General features: G+C 57.3%; 21 protein-coding genes and 1 pseudogene. 9 read left to right on the top strand and 13 right to left on the bottom strand.

Features of this window, described 5'->3' with window-relative positions:
* Nucleotides 1-7: 7 nt before the first annotated feature.
* The 7 genes from tssG to ITX55_RS21055 form a co-directional block, all read right to left on the bottom strand.
* Nucleotides 8-1,036: a type VI secretion system baseplate subunit TssG gene (tssG, locus tag ITX55_RS21085; protein ID WP_046687388.1), complete on the bottom strand. Its 1,029-nt coding sequence runs from the start codon at nt 1,034-1,036 to the stop codon at nt 8-10.
* Entirely contained in the window at nt 1,029-2,870 is a 1,842-nt protein-coding gene (tssF, locus tag ITX55_RS21080) for a type VI secretion system baseplate subunit TssF (RefSeq protein ID WP_033643661.1), read from the bottom strand. The genes tssG and tssF overlap by 8 nt, the downstream gene beginning before the upstream one ends.
* An 11-nt stretch (nt 2,871-2,881) precedes the next feature.
* Entirely contained in the window at nt 2,882-3,328 is a 447-nt protein-coding gene (locus ITX55_RS21075; RefSeq protein WP_015378391.1) for a type VI secretion system baseplate subunit TssE, read from the bottom strand.
* Between the two features lie 81 nt (nt 3,329-3,409).
* Complete coding sequence (locus tag ITX55_RS21070) at nt 3,410-3,934, bottom strand: Hcp family type VI secretion system effector (protein ID WP_004935369.1); 525 nt, start codon at nt 3,932-3,934, stop codon at nt 3,410-3,412.
* 231 nt (nt 3,935-4,165) lie between these two features.
* Nucleotides 4,166-5,692: a type VI secretion system contractile sheath large subunit gene (gene tssC, locus ITX55_RS21065; protein WP_033643662.1), complete on the bottom strand. Its 1,527-nt coding sequence runs from the start codon at nt 5,690-5,692 to the stop codon at nt 4,166-4,168.
* Nucleotides 5,689-6,246 carry a type VI secretion system contractile sheath small subunit gene (gene tssB, locus ITX55_RS21060; protein WP_033643663.1) on the bottom strand — a complete coding sequence of 186 codons (558 nt, stop codon included), beginning with the start codon at nt 6,244-6,246 and terminating at the stop codon, nt 5,689-5,691. Before tssB ends, tssC begins: the two co-directional genes overlap by 4 nt.
* A 24-nt stretch (nt 6,247-6,270) precedes the next feature.
* A complete protein-coding gene (locus ITX55_RS21055; protein ID WP_033643664.1) occupies nt 6,271-7,236 on the bottom strand; it encodes an ImpA family type VI secretion system protein in 966 nt (321 codons plus the stop codon).
* A gap of 1,608 nt (nt 7,237-8,844) precedes the next feature.
* On the opposite strand from ITX55_RS21055, the gene ITX55_RS21050 reads away from it, so the two are divergent.
* Nucleotides 8,845-9,279 carry a DoxX family protein gene (locus tag ITX55_RS21050; protein WP_033651807.1) on the top strand — a complete coding sequence of 145 codons (435 nt, stop codon included), beginning with the start codon at nt 8,845-8,847 and terminating at the stop codon, nt 9,277-9,279.
* Nucleotides 9,280-9,327: 48 nt separating this feature from the next.
* Here the strand turns inward: ITX55_RS21050 and ITX55_RS21045 are convergent, their stop codons facing one another.
* From ITX55_RS21045 to ITX55_RS21035, 3 genes are all read right to left on the bottom strand, one after another.
* A complete protein-coding gene (locus tag ITX55_RS21045; protein WP_147879975.1) occupies nt 9,328-10,290 on the bottom strand; it encodes a hypothetical protein in 963 nt (320 codons plus the stop codon).
* Between the two features lie 283 nt (nt 10,291-10,573).
* Nucleotides 10,574-11,206, bottom strand: a complete 633-nt coding sequence (locus tag ITX55_RS21040; RefSeq protein WP_033643666.1) for a helix-turn-helix domain-containing protein — start codon at nt 11,204-11,206, stop codon at nt 10,574-10,576.
* Nucleotides 11,207-11,332: 126 nt separating this feature from the next.
* Nucleotides 11,333-12,145 (bottom strand): IclR family transcriptional regulator C-terminal domain-containing protein, encoded by an 813-nt coding sequence (locus ITX55_RS21035; protein ID WP_033643667.1) that lies wholly within the window; start codon nt 12,143-12,145, stop codon nt 11,333-11,335.
* A gap of 189 nt (nt 12,146-12,334) precedes the next feature.
* Between ITX55_RS21035 and ITX55_RS21030 the strand changes: the two genes are divergently transcribed.
* The 6 genes and pseudogenes from ITX55_RS21030 to pcaC all read left to right on the top strand — a co-directional run bounded on the left by ITX55_RS21030 (nt 12,335) and on the right by pcaC (nt 17,400).
* Nucleotides 12,335-13,024, top strand: a complete 690-nt coding sequence (locus ITX55_RS21030; protein ID WP_033651809.1) for a 3-oxoacid CoA-transferase subunit A — start codon at nt 12,335-12,337, stop codon at nt 13,022-13,024.
* Nucleotides 13,025-13,035: 11 nt separating this feature from the next.
* Nucleotides 13,036-13,689, top strand: a complete 654-nt coding sequence (locus ITX55_RS21025) for a 3-oxoacid CoA-transferase subunit B (RefSeq protein ID WP_108681393.1) — start codon at nt 13,036-13,038, stop codon at nt 13,687-13,689.
* Between the two features lie 10 nt (nt 13,690-13,699).
* A complete protein-coding gene (gene pcaF / locus ITX55_RS21020; protein ID WP_099782187.1) occupies nt 13,700-14,902 on the top strand; it encodes a 3-oxoadipyl-CoA thiolase in 1,203 nt (400 codons plus the stop codon).
* 3 nt (nt 14,903-14,905) lie between these two features.
* The gene (locus ITX55_RS21015; RefSeq protein WP_033651812.1) at nt 14,906-16,255 is read left to right on the top strand and encodes a 3-carboxy-cis,cis-muconate cycloisomerase; all 1,350 of its coding nucleotides are present in this window, start codon (nt 14,906-14,908) and stop codon (nt 16,253-16,255) included.
* Nucleotides 16,246-16,989: pseudogene (gene pcaD / locus ITX55_RS24140) on the top strand (3-oxoadipate enol-lactonase); the annotation flags it as partial. The gene ITX55_RS21015 and the pseudogene pcaD, both read left to right, overlap by 10 nt.
* Entirely contained in the window at nt 16,990-17,400 is a 411-nt protein-coding gene (gene pcaC / locus ITX55_RS24135) for a 4-carboxymuconolactone decarboxylase (protein ID WP_223524804.1), read from the top strand.
* 9 nt (nt 17,401-17,409) lie between these two features.
* On the opposite strand, the gene ITX55_RS21005 is transcribed toward pcaC, so the two are convergent.
* From ITX55_RS21005 to pcaH, 3 genes are read right to left on the bottom strand one after another with little or no spacing between them, the layout of a single operon-like run.
* Nucleotides 17,410-18,342: a LysR substrate-binding domain-containing protein gene (locus tag ITX55_RS21005; RefSeq protein ID WP_033651813.1), complete on the bottom strand. Its 933-nt coding sequence runs from the start codon at nt 18,340-18,342 to the stop codon at nt 17,410-17,412.
* Between the two features lie 59 nt (nt 18,343-18,401).
* Complete coding sequence (gene pcaG, locus ITX55_RS21000) at nt 18,402-19,022, bottom strand: protocatechuate 3,4-dioxygenase subunit alpha (RefSeq protein ID WP_016927159.1); 621 nt, start codon at nt 19,020-19,022, stop codon at nt 18,402-18,404.
* Nucleotides 19,022-19,759, bottom strand: a complete 738-nt coding sequence (pcaH, locus tag ITX55_RS20995) for a protocatechuate 3,4-dioxygenase subunit beta (protein WP_016927158.1) — start codon at nt 19,757-19,759, stop codon at nt 19,022-19,024. Before pcaH ends, pcaG begins: the two co-directional genes overlap by 1 nt.
* Nucleotides 19,760-19,988: 229 nt before the next feature.
* Between pcaH and ITX55_RS20990 the strand changes: the two genes are divergently transcribed.
* Nucleotides 19,989-21,884, top strand: coding sequence for a bifunctional sugar phosphate isomerase/epimerase/4-hydroxyphenylpyruvate dioxygenase family protein (locus ITX55_RS20990; protein ID WP_223085352.1), 1,896 nt, complete (start codon nt 19,989-19,991; stop codon nt 21,882-21,884).
* Between the two features lie 256 nt (nt 21,885-22,140).
* Complete coding sequence (locus ITX55_RS20985) at nt 22,141-23,514, top strand: aromatic acid/H+ symport family MFS transporter (protein WP_223085351.1); 1,374 nt, start codon at nt 22,141-22,143, stop codon at nt 23,512-23,514.
* The last annotated feature ends 26 nt before the right edge of the window (nt 23,515-23,540 follow it).

Here is a 23,540-nt window from a genome sequence, read left to right as displayed (position 1 = left end):
CCTTATATTAAGTTGTTGATTGATAAACCAGCTGCCTAAACGTCCCTGTCTTAGGTTTCAGCCAGCTGTCTTTACTCAGCGACTTGCCGCCCAGCTGCGCCGCCATGCCCGGCTCCGTGGCAATCAGCAGGCTGACATCCAGCATCAGCTGATGGCTCGTAAAGTCATGACAGATGCTCACCAGCGCCTGCAGCCGCCGGCTGCCGCGCTGATACTGCTGATACTGCGGGGCCCCCAGCGGGCCGATCTGAATATGCGCGCCGTACTGGGCATCGAAAAAGCGGCTGCCGATGCGCGTGCTGCCCAACTTGCCCAGCTTTTGGCTGCCGCTTTGCTTGCCGTCGTCGATCCACTTGGCGTAGCGCGGCGTAATCGTGATGGGAACGGCGAAATAGGCCGCCAACATCTTGTTGAGTTGCCGCAGCGAGCGGCGACCGGGCAGATAAGTGCCGGGATACGCCTCGCGCAGGCGCTGGATATGCGGGTTCACCGTCAGCGCCGTATCGACGCCCACCGTCTGGCGCAAATGGCGCAAGAACGGGTTTTTATCATCGTCATGCTCATGGCCGATCATCGCCTTCAGCTGCGCCCAGGCCCGGTAGTGCAATACGGCGAAGCGCTGGCTGACGATGCCGACGAACTGCTGGAACGCCTGGTTGCGTCTGGCGATGACTTCGGTGCGCGCGTGCTCGGTCACATGGATCGGCAGCGGGCCGTAGGGGGCGAACATGCCGAAATGCCGCGCCTGAATCAGCACTTGCTTAGGGCGCTGCACGATAGAGGCGATTTCACGCGAAGCGAACGCCATATCCGCCGGCTGGGTAATGCAGAGCCTTTCGCGGCTGCGATCGTTTGAGACGCCGAGCCGCGGCGCATCCGGCTGCGCGCGTTCGATACGCCGCAGCAGCTCGAAAAAATCCTGTCGATTGGACAGCCCGCGGATTTCGGCCTGGCCCGCGCTTTCGCTTTGCGCCCCCGGCGTCGGCGCCGGCTCCAACGAGAGCGCCGTTTCACGCATCAACGACATATCAGCCATAGTAGAGCGCCCCCCAGTCGGCGTGGGTTTCCCCATCCAGCAACAGCTTCATGCTTAACGTTTGGTTCAGGTCGCCGTATTGGCTCAACGCGTGGTGCAATATTTTGCCGAACAGATAGGCGCCGTGGTCGGCATGATGGTTGGCGCTTAAGTTGACGGCGATCTCGGCTCCGCGGATCCAGGCCAGCGGCCCCGGCCCCTGATTGCGTTCGAAGTGGTGCTCCACCCAGGCGTTTTTGATGCTGGCGATGCGCTTGCGCTGGCTGGAGTCATCCTGATGGCAGAACAACGACAGCCAGTCGCGCAACAGCGCCGAACAATCCTGAACGTCGGGGCGCGCATGGCGCAAAGGATTGGAGGCCAGCATCTGGATCGCCTGCCACGCCTGGCTGATGTTCGGCACCGCGACCGGATTGCTCGGGTAGCGGACGATCTCCACCTGGTGGATCGGCATCGCCGTTTCCAGCTGGAAATGCGGCTGCTGAAGGTGCGCCGGCACCAGATGCCGTTCGCATACCAGCGCCTCGACGCTGAGCGACGTGATGTCGTCGATGTCGATGCCGCTTTTGCCCGGCGAGATGGCGATGAAGGTATCTTCGTTGGGCAGGTGCGGATTATTGTACTTGGAGGGCGACGGCTCCCGACGACGATGCAGCGTATAACCGGCCGGCTCCCGCTCGCAGTCGTACTGCACGTCGGCCTGCAGCGAAGAGAAAATCACCGGGTTGCCGTCGGGCAGCATGCCTTTCACTTGTTTTACGCTGTGTATCTCATACAGCGAGGTGTTCAAACGATCGACCACCAGCTGGTGCTCCGTGCGCTCATCCGTCAGCAGCACCGGCGAGCAATGGCGGCGATACAGGTTGATGACCGGGGTCGCGAAAAGATGAAAATCCCTGGCGTTGACGCGACCGATCAGAGTGAGTGGGCGTTGCTCCAGCGCAAACAAGATCTCGAACTCGTGAACGCGTTCACATTGGCGCAGAAAATCCTGCACGCCATGCAGCTCCAGGCTGAAGAAGCGGCTTGGCGCGGCGAAGTATTCGCGCATCAGCCGGTTGCCGGGCAATTCCCCCACCACGGTGGGCAACAAGGCTTCTTCATCGCTGACGCCGCCCAGGCGCAAGCTGTCCGGCTGCAAGACTTTGACGATTGGCCGGTCGTCGCTTTTCGCCCATAGCACGATGCGCAAGGTGCGATTAAGCAACGCGGCCAGCAGTTGATTGGCCCGCACCGTATCTTCCGCCAGCGTCAGGTGCAGCGGCTCGAGATCCAGCTCCGAGACGGGAAGCACGCCGTGCGTCGTCAGGCATATCCTGACGTAGGCCGAGCAATCCTGCATGTGTCTGGCGGCGCCGTCAGGCAAATGGTGCGGCGGCAAAATCTCACATTCCGCCAGTGAAATCTCAACGGGCTGCACTTTAATATGCCGCGCCGTGGTGAACGTGGCGGGTTTGTTGTTCAGCGAGATATCGTTGAGGGTCATGCGGCTCCCGCGCGGCAGGTCAACCTGGCTGTGCCACTGGGGAAAAGAGAGATCGGGCTTAATCGCGACGGTGGCGATCGCGGGAACCGGCGTATACCACAGCGGCGCCAGGCGTGAGAGCATTTGCAGGGCAAATTCCGGCTGCTCATTGTTCAGCTTTTCCTGGATGCGGGTGCAAAGGAACGCGGAGCCCTCCAACAGACGCTCAACGAAAGGATCTAGCACGCCGTCGATATGCATGCCTAAATGCTGGGCGACCTGGGGATGAGAAGAGGCGAACTGACGACCGGCCTCGCGAAAATAACGCAGCTCATCATTATATAATTGGAGAAAGCGCTCACTGAACATAGTCACCCCTATTAATCAAATACGTGTACGGCGCCACAGGAATAATCAAGAGCGATGCGCAAATTAACCAGCATTTCGTCACCCGGTAATGAGCAGGTGCCATAAATATCGAATAAAATCGCCAGCACATACGATTGGCGTTCATTCACTACAGGCACCACACGAATCGTTTTCGGATCCAGACGCGGCTCAAACGAAGTAATGATTCTTTGTATATGTCTCGCCAGCGTTAACGGATCGGTATTAATCGGTATGCGTTGGCTCAGCGACGGCAGGCCATAATTCAATACCGAACTTTCGCTGTGCGCATAATCATGAAGTTTCAAATCAGCGCTGCGCGATGCGTCATTCAGTAAAAATTCGATATCACGCACCAAAACACGCCGCCAATTATCGGCGCTGGCGCTTTGATGTCTCACGCTGAGCTTATCGAATAGCATGGGCAATGACGCTTTCATTTAACACCTCGCGATAAGGCTTATGTCTGCCCGCAATCGCTGCGGGCAGACAGCCTGCAATTAGTGTTGTGACATCAATGATCAGATACGGGCATTAAGCTTGAGGTCATACCCCGTCTTAATTACCGCACCCATGGAGCCATCATTGTTTTGCTCTTTGTACTCAACTTCGATACGTGCGAAATTCAGCTTGATAACGTCGGTTGGCAGCACGGTATCGATTTCAGTACCGATGGTGGAATTCAGCGGCATATTACCCACGGTCTTGAATGAAGAAACCAGGCAGTTGCTGAAGGTCACGGCAATGAAGTCTTGCTGACCCTGGCCTGATTTACGGCAAACAAGTTTTGCCTGAGGAATATGCTCGCCGGTGGCGCACATCAGGAACAGTTTCGGCGAAGCCTTATTGCTCACCATGCGAAACTCAAAGTCTTTCATCTCGACTTTGCCTGAACCGCCGCCGCTCCCGAACCCCCAACGGCCGGCGTTTTCTTCCGCCCATTGCCAGGCTTGCAGCTGAATCCAGCCAGGGTAGGTTTGGTCGGGTGATTCACCATCAACACCCTCAATTTTCAAAAAATAGTCTACTAAAGCTTTCGTGCTCATTTTTTGTCTCCTTGACTGATAGGTCTACTTCGTTAATTGAAAAGTCTATTCAGATAAGTCGTTATATTGCCTACGCGATCATTGAAATAGCGACAATGAGAACCCATTAGCCATTAATAAATAGCAATAGCGTAAAAAACAGCGCCACTAAATTTCAATGAAATATCAATTCCCACCAACGCCATTTAATAATTAACGTCGGCAATATCCAAACCAATGACCAGCCGTAACTTATCTGCTCCCATCTTTTTTGGCTGACGGAAGTTTTGATACAAGTCGCAAGGACACGGTCATGCCTTCCAACTGGTAATGCGGGCGCAAATAGAAATGCGCGCGGTAATAACCCGGATCGTCTTCTACATCCTCAACGCGCACCTCGGCGGCGGCTAATGGACGACGCGCCTTGGTCGCCTCGGTCGATACGGAAGGATCGCCATCGACGTAGTTCATCAGCCAGTCATTCAGCCACAGCTGCATATCGTCCCTGGACCGAAAAGAACCGATTTTGTCGCGCACGATACATTTCAAATAGTGCGCGAATCGGCACGTGGCGAAAATATAAGGCAAGCGCGAAGACAGCTTGGCGTTGGCCGTCGCGTCGGGATCCTCGTATTTCGCCGGCGCGTGCATGGTGCAAGAACCGATAAAAGCGGCGAAATCGGAATGCTTGCGATAGACCAGGGGCAAGAACCCGGCGTCGGAAAGCTCTTGCTCGCGCCGATCGGAAATGGCCACTTCCGTCGGGCACGTCAGTTCATATCCGCCCTCATCGGAAGGAAACGCGTAGGCGGGCAGTTCTTCCACCGAGCCGCCGGATTCGATGCCGCGAATCTTCGAACACCAGCCGTACTCATGGAACGCGCGGTTGATGTTGACGCCCATTGCATACGCCGAGTTGGCCCAGGAAAAATCATCATCCACATCCGGCCTGACAGACTCCTCGAAAGCGAACTCTTCGATCGGGTTGGTTTTCGCCCCATAAGGCAAACGCGACAGGAAACGCGGCATCGTCAACACCAGGTAACGCGAGTCGTTGCTTTCGCGCAGGCGGCGCCAGGACGCATATTCCGGCGTGGTGAAAATCTTGCCGATATCCCGCGGGTTGCCCAGTTCGTTCCACTTGCTCATCTGCAGCAGCGACGGCGACGCGGCGGAAATGAACGGACAGTGCGACGCCGCGGAAATTTTCGCCAACTCGGTCAGCAGCGTGACGCTCATCGGGCTGTGATCGAATTCAAAATCGCCGATGATGCAACCGAACGGCTCGCCGCCGAACTGACCATATTCCTGTTCGTAAATCTGTTTGAACACCGGGCTTTGATCCCAGGCGGAGCCCCGATAGCGGCGCAAATTGCGCGTCAGCTCATCCTGACTGATGTTCAACACCCGGATCTTGAGCGTTTCGCTGACGTTGGTGTTATCGACCAGATAACTCAGACCTTGCCAGGCGGACTCCAGCTTCTGGAACTCCTTGTGGTGCAAGATATTGTTCATCTGTTGCGAAAGCTGTTCGTCGATCTGGGCAATCAACGATTCAATGGTCAATACAACATCCTGGCTGACCTTGACCTTGCCTTTATTGGCATATTCGGACAGCGTGCCGATAGCCCGACGAACCGCTTCCGAAGCCTCGTTCGTTCTGGGCCGGAATGAACGCTTGAGCAAACCGTCAAGCTCATTTTCCGTTTCCTGCGTTTCAACTTCAGCGACTGCCGTAGCCTGCTGCTTAGCCGAATAGCGTCGTTGCCTCGCTCTCATTCCTCATCTCCTTTATTGCCGGAATCCTGCACATCCTGTTCCGCATCCGCGACCGTTTTACGCGCATCCGTCACCAAACGATGCAGAAAATCGGGTTTCTCCAGCAGATTCTTCACCACTTCTTCCGCGCTGGATTTACCATCCATATAGGTGATCAGCTCCGTGAGATGCTCCCGGGCTTCAAGCAGGCGTTGCATCTGCGGAACCCGTTTGGCGATGGCGCCAGGCGTGAAGTCATCCATCGATTCAAACTCCAATTCCACGTCCAGCAACGCATCGTCTTCGCTCAGGGTGTTCTCTACGTAAAATTGCAGACGAGGCTTGATGGCGCGCATGCGATCGTTGAAGTTGTCCTGATCAAAGGTCAGGAATTTCCGCTCTTCGATCGGCAGCAAAGGCTTTTTCCGATGCCCAGAGAGATCGGACATGACCCCCGTAACAAAGGGCAACTCCACTTTCTTTTGTGAACCGTAAAGCTCTACGTCATATTCAATTTGCACGCGCGGCGCGTTATTTTTACCGATAAATTTCTGAGAGCTTGAGTCCTTAGCCATTGGAAAACTCCTTTGTGATAAAAATTACTTCCCGGACAATTGATTTAACGAGGCCAGAGATTCCGGCAAAAGCTCCTCAACAATCGTCGCGAAGTCCATACCGATCATTTTTTGTGAACGTCGAATAAGAATGGGGGCCGGATGGCTGGGCTCATAGTTTTGGAAATAGTCCAAAACCTGATCCAACAGCAAGATGACATCCTGCCGGGAACGGATATATTTGCCGGGCATGGCGACAGGCGCGTCAGCATCCGGCGAGTCAATCTCCGCGTCATCCCGTTCAGCCGGCAATTCCTGCTGTTCCAGTGAAGCCAGCTGGCGGTTGAACTGTTTCAAATAGTCGCGCACCTGCCGGCAGTCCAAACGATAATCTTCGGCCTGCAGATTGGCGTAATTCTCGACGCGCTCCAGCGCATCGATTTCCAGCGCCAATTGCTCTTTCAGCGAAGGCAGATTTCTGCCGGCAAAATAACTGTCGGCTTGCCCCAGCACCTTTACCACCTCCGAAAAATGCAGGCTTTTGCCTTCCTGCTCGTCAAGCCGCATATTCAGCAGCTCGTCGGTGGTTAACGGCGTGTCGGGAAAAATCTTGCTGTTCTTGATTTCGTGCAGACAGGACGATGTGGCGAGCCACCCTAATGCGGCCGCATGAAAGCTGTCCGATGAGGGTTCCATATCCGCCTGAGGGAAAATGGTGGCGCCCTCCTCGGCATATTTGGCGTCAATATCCTTAATGCCCTGGTAGAAGGCCGAAAAACCGTCGATATGAAGATTGGCGCGCATAAACCACAGCACGACATGTAAATCGAAGCACTGTTCCAGCAACGCGGCAGACTGCTCGCGAATGGCGTGCCAATTGATATCACGCGCATTGTCTACGGCATTAAGCGGATCGGTTTGGCTGTCATATTCCGAAAGCGTGAATTCAATTTCACTGTATCGTGGATCAAATTCGACGCCATTCACTTCCGTTGAGATGACTTCATTCATGGCCTGATATCCTTTTCAATCAGCACTAGAAACATAAAGCCTAATAAAGCGGGCTTTTACGTTCACCAGTCTTTCCCAGAGTCCTTTTAGCGTAAGTTAGTCGTCACCAAGCTCGCAAATTGTTTAGATGTATTAATATTAACAACAATAATAGATTGAACCTATCAATAGAATCACAGTGATCGGTTTAAACTATTTTACATTTACATATTTATTTTTTCCTTTTAAAATCAATAAATTGCAAACGATAATTATGCAAGCTAAGAATAGGAAAAAAATCAAAAACTGCCCTAAAAACAACGTTTCATCCTTGGTAGGATAATTCCAGTAATACCACTGGATACAAATAATTTAATTAGCAAATGATAACCACGGTAAATAGTGAAATTTTTTCATAAAACCATGACAGCCAGTCGTTTCTTGCAAGCGGGTAGCACGCAATGATCAATAGAAGACGATGGCAGTGTGACTTTCATTTCCAGCACTCAGTACTTACACATGCGAAACCTGGTGTGAAAATAAACAATTTGGCGAGAGTTTTGATTATTAATTTTAAAGCTAAAGCACAGATTAACATTCCGCCGTGGTGCACCGAATACCTATTGGTACACAAACAGCCTGGTGGATAAAGTATCGTTCTTTTATAGTTAACTCAGGGTAATGATCAGAATAATTTAAGATTCAATTCCCCTTCATGTGTGTTCTCATACGTCTTACCGCGGCAAAAGCACCACTGCGGTAAAGGGTCTCGCAGACTAAAGTGGCATTAGAGATATCATTTACTATAACCGCGAAATAACCACGTAAGCGCTGCAATGACAGTAACCGTGTTAAGACCAGCGATCTGTTCCATATACAAGAAATGTTTCCCTAACTGATAAGACCACTAATTTGATACTAGCAAAGGCAAACCCAATATCAAGAAAAATATTATTTTTTTAATAAAAAAATAACAAATCAATATACATAAAACAAACAATTCAATAACTTAAAACAGCGCTGAATCGATTACTTTTACGCCAGGAAAAATAGTTCATGGAAATTTACACCCACTCATAACCCCCTCAGTCAATCTCACTCATTCTCTTCGGCATTGAATTGTCATCAAAAAATAAGAAAATCTATAAAAATAAAACCCGCCACTGGCCGTGCGTCCCACAGGATCAACTTTCGCAAGGCAAAATAAGCAAGATAATTCCCAATAAAAAGGCCGTAAAAAAGCCTTAATGATTTAGCGGTTCAAAATAAAAATAAAGGTAACTCTATTGGGTTATTAAAGCGAAAACGCGCACCTTTTCATTGCTGCAAAAAAACCTTATGAATCTTTACGTTGCCCGTCCTTTGACAATCATTGATGAAAACGCAAATCAGGTAGCCAACACATACAGAAAAGAGATGGGCTACGCGGCGGGCCAACCCTGCCGATGACTTTTCTCATCCCCGGTTCGGCCCGTGCGCACAGGTTATTCCGCCTAAAAATCAGGCCGCATCGCCGGCCTCGTCCGGCGATTTAGCGCCAAGCCCGCCGTTTTCCTGATCCAGAACAGCTTTCGCATTCATCCGACTGATATATTGATTGAAAATCATTCCTATTCAGGAGAAAAAGCCATGGTTAAGTCACTCAATGCGGCATTCACTCGCTTTTTTGACCACCCGGACGCAGGCAAATTGGCGCTCAGGCTAACCTTCGGCGGGCTGATGCTGTTTCACGGCGTCGCGAAAGTTCAGCATGGCGTCGGCTGGATCGCCGATGCGTTACAACAACAAGGGCTGCCCGCCTTCATCGCCTATGGCGTATATATTGGGGAGATCCTGGCGCCGATACTGATCGTTTTGGGGCTGTTCACCCGCCCCGCCGCAGGGGTTTACGCCCTCACGCTGGTGGTGGCGTTTTTGATGGTGGGCACCGGCAAGGTCTTCACCGTCACCGACGTCGGCGCCTGGGGCATTGAAAACGAACTGGTGTTCTTTATGGGTGGGGTCGCCATACTGCTGCTGGGCAGCGGGAAGTATGCCATCGCGCGCAATGAAGCCTATCGATAAACCACGCTATCAATAAGGAGGTTCCCGTCGAACCTCCTTTTTTAGGCTTTAAGGTTTGCCGAGCAACGTGTTAGCCATGAAAGACAATAAGGCGGTCGATTGAGGGTAGGCCGCACGGTTCTCGGTGACCTCGCGATCAAACCGCCAGTTCATGATGTAAACCACAGGTGCATTGGGATATTGGTTAATAAAATCCCAATACAATTGAATTTGCGCATGCAACTGCTGATCATTCATTCCTAACGATGCCGTCGAAGGCGGCACCAACACCCACTTCTGCCCGGCAGAGCTCATCGGCGCCAGACGATTGTATGTGCTCCACATATCCGCCACCGACCAGTTGTAGTTGTCCACGCCAACCCAGTCGAGCGTGCTTTTTACATTGCTCGGACACGCGGTCGCGGGTGCACCCTGCTGCATTTCACGGATCAATTCGGCGTTATTGGCATGCCGGTAGGATAAAATGGTGTAAATGGGGATCGCGATCCCATACTGCTGCATAGCCTGACGCAGGGTGCAAACATAGCTGGAATATTGGTAAGCGTCATATTTTCCCGCCGTCTGTAAGGCCGGAACATCGAACGGCTCATCGATAAAATAAATAGCGCCGGGTTTATATTTAGCGGCGGCGATCTTCTTCACCACCGTCCAGATCGCATTCCAGGAACCTGCGGCCTGACAACTGCTGTTCGAGTCCGCGCCAGAGCATATATCGATAAACGGCGATCCCGAGAGCGCCCCCGAGCCGGCCTGTATGTTCACGGCGCATGTTCCCTCGGCGCAAACGGGCAGATTGAGGCTTTCCAGGGTGTGCACCACGTTCAGATTGGTCATACTGAAACCGGTGCCGGAAATGGCCTTGAGCGCCTCTGTAGCGCTGAAAGACGGCGTGGCGGTTTCATAAAAATCCAGCCAGTCATAGCCGTAATGCTTGATATTGGCGTTGGGGCCGGCCGCCAGCGCATGGGCACCGAACAGGCACCCGCACAGCAACGCAAAACGTTTCAACATGCTCTTCTCCTTCAAATCTTCATCGTTGTAAGCCAACGGTGGACAGCAAACGGTGCCATCAACCGGAGACGCTATCGTGACACCCGCCATCGACGACGGCCCGCCGTTTGCGTTGTGCTGCAGCCGATCGAACGGTGAGGAGGGTTTGAGAAGAAATCGCGCCTATTTTCTTATCGAGCGACGAGGAAATGAGGGTAGAAAAAGAGGAAGCCACCGCGGGGTCAGACTGTCCCCGCCGGAAATCAGGTTTAAACCAGCATAATGAATCGCCAGTCATCGGCCATTAACGGTCGGCCAGCCGGTAAACCGGTACCTTGCGCGTCGTGCCGGTCAGGGTGTCGAAAATCTCCGTTTCCGCCGTCACGATCGTCATGCCGGTTTTTCTTAGCCTGCGCACTTCGGCGGCGATGCGCTGTATGCCGAACCAGAACAGTCCGTCCAGCGCCGTGACGCGCAGCCCCTGCTCCAGCGCCAGCTTAAGCCGCTCACGCGGCGCCTTGAGCGCCTTGGCGATTTCCCGGTAAGGCAGCGCGTCCACGCCCGACGCCGAGGTTCGGTGAATGCGGGTCGACAGACCGTATTGGAAGGCCTCGGGCACGTCGCTTAAATCGCTCTTCAGGCTGTAAACGCAGCCAAAGCGCTTGCCGTTGAACACCACATTTTTTTGACTGATCGACAGCTCATCGCGCAGGCCGGCAATCAGCTGCGGCGCCCGCACCAGCAATAAGCGAAACGGCAATTCGAAACTGGTCACATAGTCCACGTTGAGCAACGCAATGCGCAGGCGCTCTTCCGCGCCCGCCTGCGTCTGGCGACACTCGTTCAACACCTCGCTCCACTGGCGCGCAAGCCGCGGGGCTTCATCCAGCGGCGCGAAATGGTATTTCTCGATGTGGTAGTCGATTCTTTCGTTCATGTCCGTTGGCCCCCGCGTCAGTCATCATGCCCTCAGCAAATTACCTTACCCGCGGCCCACAATACAACACCGCATCGCGCCGCAAGATGCGGAAAAATCGGGCGCATACGCCCCCTGCGCGCTCGCTCAAGGTGAGTCGTGCAGCAGCAGCGATATCTCTTCGGCGGCCGAGCGCAACAAAGGCAGGTGGTGCTGGTGCAAACGCTCTGCGGAAACCTGACCGGCATGCACGCCGACGTTCAACGCCGCGGCGATGCGGCCGTCCGGCGTGGTGAGCGGCACCGCCAGTGAACGCAGGCCAATCTCCAGCTCCTGATCGTTGATGGCATATCCCTGCTGACGCACGCGCGCCAGCTCTTCCCGCAATGCGCTGACGCTCACCAGGGTATGGCTGGTGTAACGCAGTTGAGTCAATCGCGCCAAATAGTCATTCAACGTCTCACTGGCGAGCCCGCTGAGCAGCACCCGCCCCATCGACGTCGTGCTGGCGGGTAAGCGACTGCCGACGTGCAAATCGATGGTCATGATCCGCGAAGTCGATGCGCGGGCGATATAAAGAATGTCATCGCCGTCCAATATGGCCATGGAACAGGACTCATTGAGCGTCTGGCTGAGTTGCCTCAACACCGGCTGCGCGGCGTTGGCCAACGGCGAAGCCCCCAGCCAGTTGTGACCCAGCGACAAGACGCGCGGGCGCAGCTCATAATTCTTGCCGTCTTCCGCGTACACAAAGCCCAGCTTACTCAGGGTGTAAAGGCAGCGGCGCACCGCCGCGCGCGGAATGCCGGTACGCTGGCTAATCTGCGACACCGACATCAGCCGCCGCTGCGGCGTAAAAGCCTGCAGGACCTCCAATCCTCGCGCCAAAGAGGCCATAAAGTCGGGATCCCCCTTCCAGGGATCGGTGCTGCTGCGCGTAATTTCCTGTTCTTTTTCCATTCTCGTTACCCCGCTGTCTGCCTGAAATATCGGTGTGCCGACGATCACAACCTGCGAATCCCCCTCAAAGAATAGCCGATAATCGCACACTTTTTCGATAATCGGTATTGTTTGCCTGAAAGGGACGATCTACTTTTCCCATTGACGATAAACACTCCCCCGGCGGGCGCCGAATGAAAGGAACAGCAGATGATCGATAAAAGTGTGGCCACCCTGGAAGACGCCGTGTCCATCATTCCGGACGGCGCGAGCATCATGATTGGCGGCTTTGGCCCCGCGGGACAGCCGCTGGAACTGATCGATGCGCTGATTGAACACGGTGCCCGCGAGCTGACGGTAATCAGCAATAACGCCGGCAACGGCGACAGCGGCCTCGCGGCGCTGCTCAAGACCGGCTGTGTGCGAAAGATGATTTGCTCCTTCCCGCGCCAGGCCGATTCGTGGGTCTTTGACGACCTTTATCGCCGCGGCGCGATCGAACTGGAACTGGTGCCTCAGGGCAACCTTGCCGCCCGCATGCAGGCCGCCGGCAGCGGGTTGGGCGGCATTTTCACCCCAACCGCCTTTGGCACGCCGCTGGCGCAAGGCAAAGAAACGCGTGAAATCGACGGACGGCATTACGTATTTGAAACGCCCTTAAAGGCGGATTTCGCCTTGATAAAGGCCCATCGGGGTGACCGCTGGGGCAATCTGGTTTACCGCAAAGCGGCGCGTAATTTTGGCCCGGTGATGGCGATGGCCGCCGCCACGACGATAGCGCAGGTCGCTGAATTGGTGCCGCTGGGCGCACTGGATCCGGAAAACGTGATAACGCCGGGCATCTTCGTCCAGCGCCTGGTGGCGGTGGCGCACCCCGCGACCTTTTCCCTCTCTGCCTGAGGAGTCATAACATGCAAAAATTAACCCGCGACCAATTAGCCCAACGGGTAGCGCGCGATATTCCGGAAGGCGCCTACGTCAACCTCGGGATTGGGCTGCCGACCCGCATCGCTAACTACCTGCCCGCCGACAAAGAGGTGATTCTGCACAGCGAAAACGGCCTGCTCGGCATGGGGCCGTCACCCGCGCCGGGCGAAGAAGATCCGGAACTCATCAACGCCGGTAAAGAACTGGTGACCTTGCTGCCCGGCGGCAGTTATTTCCATCACGCCGACTCTTTTACCATGATGCGCGGCGGCCATCTCGATATCTGCGTGATGGGGGCATATCAGGTCTCGGCTGCCGGCGATCTGGCCAACTGGAGCACCGGCGCCGAAGACGCGATCCCGGCGGTGGGCGGCGCTATGGATCTGGCCATCGGCGCGCGCAAAGTCTATGTGATGATGGACTACCTGACCAAGACCGGCGAATGCAAGCTGGTGGAACAGTGCAGCTACCCGCTGACCGGATTGGCCTGCGTCAGCCGCATTTATTCGGATATGGCAATCATTGATATCACCTCGGACGGCCCGCAGGTGCTGGAGCTGTGTCCGGGGCTCACCTTTGACGCGCTGCAAGCGTTAACCCCGATACGTTTACTGCAATCTGACTTGATCCCCGCTTGAGGAAATCGCCATGCAACAGGCTTTTATCTGCGATGCCGTTCGTACGCCATTCGGCCGTTACGGCGGCGCATTATCCGCGCTGCGCGCCGACGATTTGGCCGCTCTGCCCCTGAAGGCGCTGCTTGCCCGACTGCCGCAGTTGGATCCCCACGCCATTGATGACGTTATTCTGGGGTGCGCCAACCAGGCCGGTGAAGACAACCGCAACGTGGCGCGAATGGCGCTGCTGTTGGCCGGATTGCCCCACACCGTGCCGGGCACCACCCTCAATCGCCTGTGCGGTTCGGGATTGGACGCGGTAGGCATGGCGGCGCGCGCCATTAAATGCGGCGAAGCGGAGGTCATCATCGCGGGCGGCGTGGAAAGCATGTCGCGCGCGCCCTTTGTCACCGGCAAAGCGGACAGCGCCTTCAGCCGATCGCTGAAAATGGAAGATACGACGATGGGATGGCGCTTTATCAACCCGCAAATGCGCGCGCGGTTCGGTGTCGAAACCATGCCTGAAACCGCCGAAAATGTGGCTCGCGATTTCGCCGTCAGCCGCGCCGATCAAGACGCCTTTGCATTGCGCAGCCAACAGCGCACCGCCCGCGCTCAGGAGCTGGGCCTGTTTGATGAGGAACTGATCGCCGTCAGCATTCCGCAACGCAAAGGCGAGCCGCTCAGCCTGGTTCGCGACGAACATCCCCGCAGCACTTCTTTGGCCGCGCTGTCCGCCCTGAAAGGCGTCGTGCGCCCTGAGGGGAGCGTCACCGCCGGCAACGCCTCGGGCATCAACGACGGGGCCAGCGCCCTGCTCATTGCCAGCGAACGCGCGGCGGTGCAGTATGGACTCGCCCCGCTGGCGCGTGTGGTCGGCATGTCCGCCTGCGGCGTAGAGCCGCGCATCATGGGTTACGGGCCGGTTCCCGCAGTCCGCAAAGTGCTGGCGCAAACCGGTTTGAGCCTGGCGCAAATGGACGTCATCGAGTTGAATGAAGCCTTTGCCGCCCAGGCGCTGGCCGTGACGCGCGCCCTGGGACTGCCGGATGACGCGGAACGGGTCAACCCTAACGGCGGCGCTATCGCGCTGGGGCATCCCCTGGGGGCATCCGGCGGCAGGTTGGCCATGACCGCCGCTTATCAACTGCGGCGCACCGGCGGGCGTTTTGCCCTGTGCACCATGTGCGTCGGTGTCGGGCAAGGCGTCGCCTTGATTCTGGAACGGATATAACGAATGTCTCTCTATAGCGCAATGTTTATGGCTTCGCCATTAACGCCCTGCTTCAGCGACACGGCGCTGCTGCAGGGCATGCTTGATTTCGAAGCCGGCCTGGCGCAGGCCCTGGCGTCTGCAGGGATTATCGATGACGCGTCCGCGCGGATCATACGCAGCCACTGCCAGGCGGAAAAGCTCGACGCCGCCGCGCTGACGCAGTCCGCCGGATTGGCGGGCAATTTAGCCATTCCCCTCGTCAAACAATTGACGGCGTTGGTGGCGCAAACCTCACCGGAAGCGGCGCGTTTCGTTCACTGGGGGGCGACCAGTCAGGATGCGATTGACAGCGGGCTGATGCTGCAACTGCGCAGCGCGCTCGATAAAACCGACGCGCTGCTCAATCAGCTGATTGCGGCGCTGACGGCACAATGCCGGCGCCATAGCGCAACGTTAATGGTGGGCCGCACCTGGCTGCAACACGCTTTGCCAACGACGCTGGGGCTGAAGCTGGCCGGTACGCTGGACGCCTTGCTGCGCTATCGGGCGCGTCTGGCTGAAATGCGGCCACGCGTGCTCGCGTTGCAATTCGGCGGCGCGGCCGGCACGCTCGCCTCGCTCGGCGAACAGGGTGAGCGCGTTGAGCGGGCGCTGGCGCAAGCGCTGGCCCTGCCGCGCAGCGCCACGCCGTGGCATACCCAACGCGATCGGTTGTTGGAGCTGGCGAGTTGGTATGCCGGCCTGACGGGCTCGCTCGGCAAGCTGGCGCGCGACATGTCTTTGTTGATGCAGACCGAAGTCGCTGAAATCAGCGAGCCGTCGGCCCCCGGACGCGGCGGCTCTTCCACGATGCCGCATAAGCGCAATCCGGTACTCTGCGCCGCCATCCTCAGCGCGGCCAACCGTCTGCCTGCGTTGATGTCCGGATTGTATGCCGGCCTGGTGCAGGAGCACGAACGCGCGCTGGGCGGCTGGCAGGCCGAGTGGCAAAGCCTGCCGCAGCTCCTGGTGCTGAGCGGGGCGGCATTGGCGCAAAGCCTGGATCTCATTAACGGTCTGGAGGTGCATGAAGCGGCGATGAGGCGCAATCTGGCGCTGACGCAGGGGCTGATCATGGCTGAATCGGTTACCCTGGCCTTGGCCCCCACCCTCGGCCGTCAACAGGCGCACCATCATATAGAACGGTGCTGCCGGCAAGCCCTGGCCACCCAGCAACCCCTGTTAACCCTTCTGTGCGCCGATGCGGAAGTCTCTTCCCGACTCAGCCGGGAAACCCTGGAAACCTTGCTCGATCCGGCCAATGCCACCGGCAGCACGCAGCGTTTCATTCAACAAGTCCTGGCGATGGCCGAGAGGGAGCAATCATGTTGAATTATGTCCTTGAGGGGCCTGAAAACGCCCCGGTTATTCTGTTTGGCAACTCGCTGGGCACCTCATTGGCAATGTGGCAGCCGCAGCGCGACGCGTTCATCGCCCACTATCGCATTCTGCGCTACGACGTTGCCGGCCACGGCGACTCTGCGCCCGATGAACAGCCCGGCTCGCTGGCGCGACTGGGCGAACAGGTGCTGTCCCTGCTGGACACTCTGGCAATTGATCGGGTGCATTTCTGCGGCATCTCCATGGGGGGGCTGACGGGGTTATGGCTGGCGCGCTTTCATGCCGATCGCTTGCTGACGCTGACGATCGCCAATAGCGCCGCGAAAATCGGGGTGACGGAGCATTGGCGAGAACGCGCCGCGCGGGTGCGCCAGTGCGGCATGTCCGCCGTCAGCGATGGCGCGGCAGCGCGCTGGTTCACCCCGGCATTTTGCCAATCCGCCCCCGTCAAGGTGCAAACCGTCGTGCAACAGCTCACCGCCTGCGATCCCGAGGGCTATGCCGCTTGCTGCGACGCGCTGGCGACCGCCGATTTACGCGCCGAGCTGGCAGGCATCCGCGTTCCGACGCTGGTTATCGCCGGACATGAGGATGCGGTAACGACCGTCGACGATGCAAAAGCCTTGGCGGCAGGCATTCCCGACGCGCAATGCGTCATCCTGCCCGCCGCCCACCTGTCCAGCATCGAAGCCTGGCGGGCATTTAACCGCGCGTTCCGGGCCTTTTTGGATGAGCAGCTCACGCAGCGGCAACGTTATCAGCAAGGCCTGACGGTGCGCAGAGCGGTGCTGGGCGATGAGCATGTCGATAATACCCTCGCGGCGCTGTCGCCGCTCAACGAGGAGTTTCAGCATTTCATCACTCGCTACGCCTGGGGGGAAATATGGACGCGTCCGGGCTTGTCGCGCCATACCCGCAGCCTGATCACCATCGCGATGCTGATCGCCTTGAATCGCGAAGCTGAGCTGAAAATGCATATCCGGGCCGCCTTCAATAACGGCGTCACGCGTGAAGAGATCAAAGAAGTTCTGATGCATGCGGCGCTTTACTGCGGCTTACCCGCCTCGAACGCCGCTTTTCATCTGGCGCAGTCCGTCTTTGCCGAACACGACGCCGGGCGGCGCTCGGACGACTAGAAGACGCGGTTATACCGGCACATCCAGCACCCTTTGGCGCAGCGCAGCAACCAGGCGCTGCTGCTCAGGGGACGAGAGCGCCTCTTGCCGGGTAATGATGCCCAGCGGCTCGGCCATGCCCTGGGTAGGCAACGGCAGCGCACGCAGGTGATTGCTGAACAAGTCGTCACGCACCGCGCCGTAAGGCACCAGCCACACATAGCCATACTGTAGCGTCAGGCAGCGCGCCAGCGTGACCGACAACGTCTCGACGCACCCTTCCGGCACCGCCAGCCCGTGGCTGACAATGAGCGCCTCCGCATTCTGACGCGGCACCGTACCCCGCGGGGAGAGCACCAATGGCCAGCTCAAAGCTTCCGCCAGCGAGACATCCGAATGCAACAGCTGATGATGAGGAGCAACCACCAGCCGCAGCGTTTCATGGTACAGCAGCTCGAAGTTGAGCCCCTCCATGCGGGAGGGGTCTGACATGCGCCCGATGCCTAACGTTAATTGCCCCGATCTCACCGCCATCATCAGCGCATCGTTGGCCAGCGTCGTAACCTGCATGCGCCAGCCGGGGGATTGCTGCTGCAACCCCACCACGACCGGCGCGACCAGACTCACCAGCGTGGTGGGCAGCGCGCCGATATGCAGCGGCGCCGGCAGCGCCTCGCTGTCCGAGGCAAGCGTGCGCCCCAACACATTCAGCGCATCCAAAACGCGGCTGGCATCCTGCAGGAAACGCGTTCCGGCGGCGGTCAGTTCCGCCCCCTGCCGATTGCGCGAAAAAAGGCGCTCGCCGGCCAGGCTTTCCAGTTCGTTGAGCGTTTTAGAGAGCGCGGGCTGCGTGATGCCCAATTGCTGTGCGGCGCGCACCAACGTCCCCTGTTGCGCGGTAGCGACAAAGGCGTGCAGATGACGAAGGCGGATGCGTTGGCTAAAACGAGAAGTCATGTTCATGATTTATAGTATTAACTTGCCGCCGGCGCGGCAAGCTCATTGTCAGGGCGAACGGAGGATCAAATATCAAAAAAAACGGTTTCGTTCTCGCCCTGTAACCAGATGTCGAAATGGTACACCGTCTGATCCCCGCGCTGCCGCCTTTGCGCCAATAACGTGCTGCGCCGTTTTTCCCACTCGATGAGATTCAACACCGGATCTTCGGCATTTGCCGCCTGTTCGTCGGCAAAGTAGAGACGCGTGTTCAACCCGATGTTGATGCCGCGGGCCACTATCCACAGATTGAGATGGGGCGCCATCAACCGGCCGTCGCGCCCCGTCACGCGCCCCGGTTTAATCGTCTCGAATTGCCACAGGCCGCTGGTGAAATCCGAACAGGTTCGCCCCCAGCCGCGAAACGCCGGATCGTCGGGCTTATCCAACTGACCGTCGGCGGGGTGCTGATATCGCCCGGCAGCATTGGCCTGCCAGACTTCGACCAGCGCGTCTCGAACCGGCGTGCCGGAGCCGTCATAGACATGCCCTTCCACCACGATGCGCTCCCCGCGCGTCTCCGGTTGCGTCAACACATGGGTGAAATTACGCTCGAAAATATCAAAGCCGGCGGCATGCGGCGCCAAACCGATGTGCACATAAGGCCCGGCGGTTTGCGAGGCCGTTTCAGACAAGTACTTTTTCATCACGCGGCTCCCTGTGTACGGTTCTCAAACCACGTGGCTCGATGGCCCCGCAGCACCAGATCGAAGCGGTAAGCCAGGCTGTCCAGCGGCACGGCGGCGTGCATATCCAGCTCGGCAATCAGCGTGCGCATCGCATCGTCACTGCCTACCGACTGCAAGATGGGGCAGCGAACGAGCAACGGATCGCCTTCGAAATACATCTGCGTGATCAAGCGCTGCGCGAACGCCTCGCCGGAGAGCGAGAAGTGAATATGCGCCGGACGCCAGTCGCTGACCTGATTGCGCCAGGGATACGGGCCCGGCTTGATCGTACGAAAACAGTAATACCCGTTGTCGTCGGTCAGCATCCTGCCGCAGCCGCCAAAGTTGGGATCGATAGGCGCCAGATACTGATCTTTCTTGTGACGATAGCGCCCTCCCGCATTGGCCTGCCATACCTCGACCAGGGCGTTGCGCACCGGCGCCCCGAAGGCATCCCTCACAAATCCATGCACGATGATCCGCTCGCCGATCGGTAAGCCGTCTTTGGCGTAATTCAGAATCAGATCGTGATCCAGCGGGCCGATATCCGTTGGCGTGAAGACGGGGGCGGTCAGTTCAGACAGCGAGTTTTGCAATGAAATTAATGCATTGCGCGGCGACCGCAGCACGCTGGTTTTATACAGCGGCGCCAGCGCCGGCGGGTGATGACTGTAATCGCGATGCACCAGTTCTCGCGCCATCCAATCACTTTTCATCCCGGTATCCTTATTATTTGAGGGTACATGTCGACAGAGTGTAGGAAGCGCAATATGTAAAAGTAAAGTGAGAAAACCGATCGCTTTATATAACCAAAAGTAATGCAATGTTCTGAATTGACGAAACATTTCATTTGGTCCATAACATGATTCAATTCCCGTCGGTGGTCCGCCTCGCTGCTGAATGGTCGCTTTCAGGTCATCCATGACCGCTTAACTGGAGGCAATGATGAAACGTTCTATCGCGACGGTCTCGGTATCGGGTTCGCTGCCGGAAAAACTGCGGGCTATCGCCGCCGCAGGCTTTGATGGCGTCGAAATTTTCGATAACGATCTGGTCTACTACCCCGGCTCACCGGCGGAAATCCGTGAGTTGTGCGCCGAACTGGGCCTGGAAATTTTACTGTTCCAACCGTTTCGGGACTTCGAAGGAGGCCCGCGCGAAACGCTGGCGCAGAACCTTTCCCGCGCGGCGCGCAAGTTCGAAGTCATGCAGCAACTGGGCTGTTCTCGCATGCTGCTCTGCAGCAATGTCTCGCCCGACAGCAGCGAAGACATGGCCACGCAAGTGAGCGATTTGCGCGCGTTGGCGGAGTTGGCCGCCGAGTATGATATTACTGTCGGTTATGAAGCGCTGGCCTGGGGACGTCACGTGAATATGTGGCGCGACGCCTGGGCGCGCGTGAAGGCCGTAGATCATCCGGCGTTGGGGATCATTCTCGATAGTTTTCATATCCTGTCGCGCGGCGATAACCTCGATGGCCTCGAGGACGTGCCGCCCGAAAAAATCGTGTTTGTCCAACTGGCGGACGCCCCGCTGTTGAAGATGGATGTGCTCGCCTGGAGTCGCCATTTCCGCTGCTTCCCCGGCCAAGGGGAGCTGAATCTGACCCAGTTCATGACCCAACTTTCCGCGCATGGCTATCGCGGCGCCTGGTCTCTGGAGATATTTAACGATGGTTTCCGCGCCTCGCCGGTGCTCCCCACGGCCCAGGACGGTTTCCGATCGTTGTTGTGGCTGGAGGAGCAAACCTATGACTGGTTGGCCAAACAGCCTCTGCTGCCCAACGCCATGGCCTCGCTCATGGAACGTTCCTTATTCCATTCGCAGCCGCATCCGCCCTTGCTGGCGCTGGAGTTTATCGAATTTGCCGTCTCACACAACGACGGGCTGGCGATGGGCCAATGGCTGACGCAGCTGGGATTGGTTCACGCCGGCGAGCACCGCTCCAAAAGCGTCTCCCTCTATCGCAACGGCAAAGTGAATGTCATTCTGAATGCCCAGCCGGAAAGCCAAGCGAGCGGCTATTATCACCTGCACGGCATTTCCCTGTGCGCCGTGGCGTGGCGGGTGCGCGGCGTAGCGCGTTTACTGCAACGGGCGCAAGACTACGGGTACGCCATCTGGCAAGGAGAAACCGGCCCCAACGAGCGGCAAATCCCCGCGCTGTGCGCACCGGACGGCAGCCTGATTTATCTGGTGGAAGCGGACGAAGATCCCAAGAACGATATTTATCACGCCGATTTTCATCTGACGCATCGCAGCGCGCCGCAGCCCGCTCTGCAAAGCATCGATCACCTGGCGATTGCGCTGGCGGATGAATCGAGCGGCAACTGGATCATGTTCCTGCGCAGCGTGCCGGGTTTTGTGCAGGACAACGAGTGGGAATTGCCCGATCCGCTGGGTTTGGTTCGCAGCCGCGTCCTGCGCAGCCCCAACGACGCCATCCGGCTGCCGCTGAATATGTCGGTGAGCCGGGAAACGCAAATTGCCCAGGCGCTAACCGCCTATCAGGGCGCAGGCTTGCAGCACGTCGCCTTTGGCTGCGAGGATCTGTTCAGCATGGTGAAAGCGGCGCAGGCGCGCGGATTAAAAACGCTGCGTATTCCCGATAACTACTATCACGATCTCAGAGCGCGTTTCGATCTGGACCCCGCTTTCCTCTCACAGCTGCAAGCGGGCAATGTGCTCTACGATCGAGACGATCAGGGCGGTGAATTGCTGCATGTCTACACCGTGCCCTATGAAAAAGGCCGCTTCTTCTTCGAACTTCTGGAGCGCCGAGGCGGCTACCGCGGCTTTGGGGCCGCCAACGCCCCGGTTCGGCTCACCGCCATGCGTTAATCGCGCGGGCCATCAAGGCCCGCCTGTTCTTCCATCTTACTGAAAAGGTTAATGATCGCGCTCACACTCTCAGTGGCCTCCGGCGCCGCCATTCTCACGGCAATCCCTTTTCATAACATAAAGTTAACACTGCCTCGTCACTCACCGCCGGCTCAATTGTCCGATAAACGCACATTTTTTCGATTATCGCCGTTTAACGTCCGCCCAGGGGCTGCTTATAGTGATGACACTCAACTACTGCACCGGGGGCACCTCCATGTCGGGAAACAACGCAATCAATGTTCGGGCGCTGATCGACGACCGCCCGTTAGGCAAATGGCAAAAGATGATCGTGCTGCTCGGCTTTTGCATCATTGCTCTGGATGGATTCGATATCGTTATCATGGGATTTATCGCGCCAGAGCTTAAGGCGGATTGGCAAATCACTAACCGCGAACTGGGGCTGGTGATCAGCGCGGCGCTGATTGGCCTGTCGCTGGGCGCGATGCTATCCGGGCCATTGTCAGACAGATTCGGCCGCAAAGTCGTCATCATCAACAGCGTATTCTTTTTTGGCGTTTGGACGCTGGTGACGGCGTTTTCTCAAAATATGGAGCAGATGATGTTATTTCGCCTGCTCACCGGATTGGGGCTCGGCGCCGCCATGCCGAATGTCGGCACCCTGGTGGCGGAGTTCGCGCCCGCCCGACGCCGCGCTTTCTTGATTACCGTGGTTTTCTGCGGCTTCACCTTTGGCGCCGCCTTGGGCGGATTCGCCGCGTCCTGGCTGATGCCGCGCTTCGGCTGGCATGCCGTGCTGCTGCTCGGCGGGATCTTGCCCCTGCTGTTCGCGCCCGTGCTGATGGCGGCCTTACCCGAATCGGTGTGTTTCCTGGTGGCGAAACGGGCAGATCAGGGCGGCATTCAGCGCATTCTGGCGAAACTGGCGCCCGATCGCGATTTTCGACATTCTACCGTCGTTCTGCCCCCGCCGGGCCAGGTCTGCACTCATCCGGTTAAACTGGTGGTGAGCGCACGGTACCGCTTCGGCAGTTTAATGCTGTGGGGCGCGTATTTTAGCGCGCTGTTTCTGTACTACACCTTAGGCAGTTGGCTGCCGCTGCTGATTAAAGACAGCGGTTTCAACATCGCGCAAGCGGCGGTCATCACCGCGCTGTTTCAGGCGGGCGGGACATTAGGATCGCTATTTTCCGGGTGGTTGATGGACAGATCCGAACCGCATCGCGCGTTGGCGTCGATTTATGGGTTGGGGGCGCTGTTCACTCTGCTGATGGGGATGGCGATGGGTTACCCCCTCCTGATGGGCGGCTGCGCGATGGCCATCGGGTTCTGCATCGGGGGCGCCAACACCGGCATGAACGCGTTGTCGGCCAGCTTTTACCCCACCGAAGCGCGGGCCACCGGCTCCAGCTGGATGCACGGCATCGGCCGTTTGGGCGCTATCTTAAGCGCGCTGGCCGGGGCTGAAATGCTGGCGCTCGGTTGGAGCTTCAGCACCATTTTCGCCGTCCTGGCGCTGCCCGCCCTGCTGACGGTGGCGATGATCGTCGCCAAGCGGCGTCATCAGGCGCGTCAAGCGACAGAGCATCAATATGCCGCCTATCTGGATGCGCATTCGAATGATGTTTGATTGCGTCGGGAAATAATCGAGAACAA

Source organism: Serratia sp. EWG9 (assembly GCF_019913725.1).
GTDB classification, from domain to species: Bacteria; Pseudomonadota; Gammaproteobacteria; order Enterobacterales; family Enterobacteriaceae; genus Serratia; species Serratia ureilytica.
The sequence above is the reverse complement of the archived record's forward strand: the minus strand, read 5'-3'. Positions and strand labels throughout refer to the sequence as shown.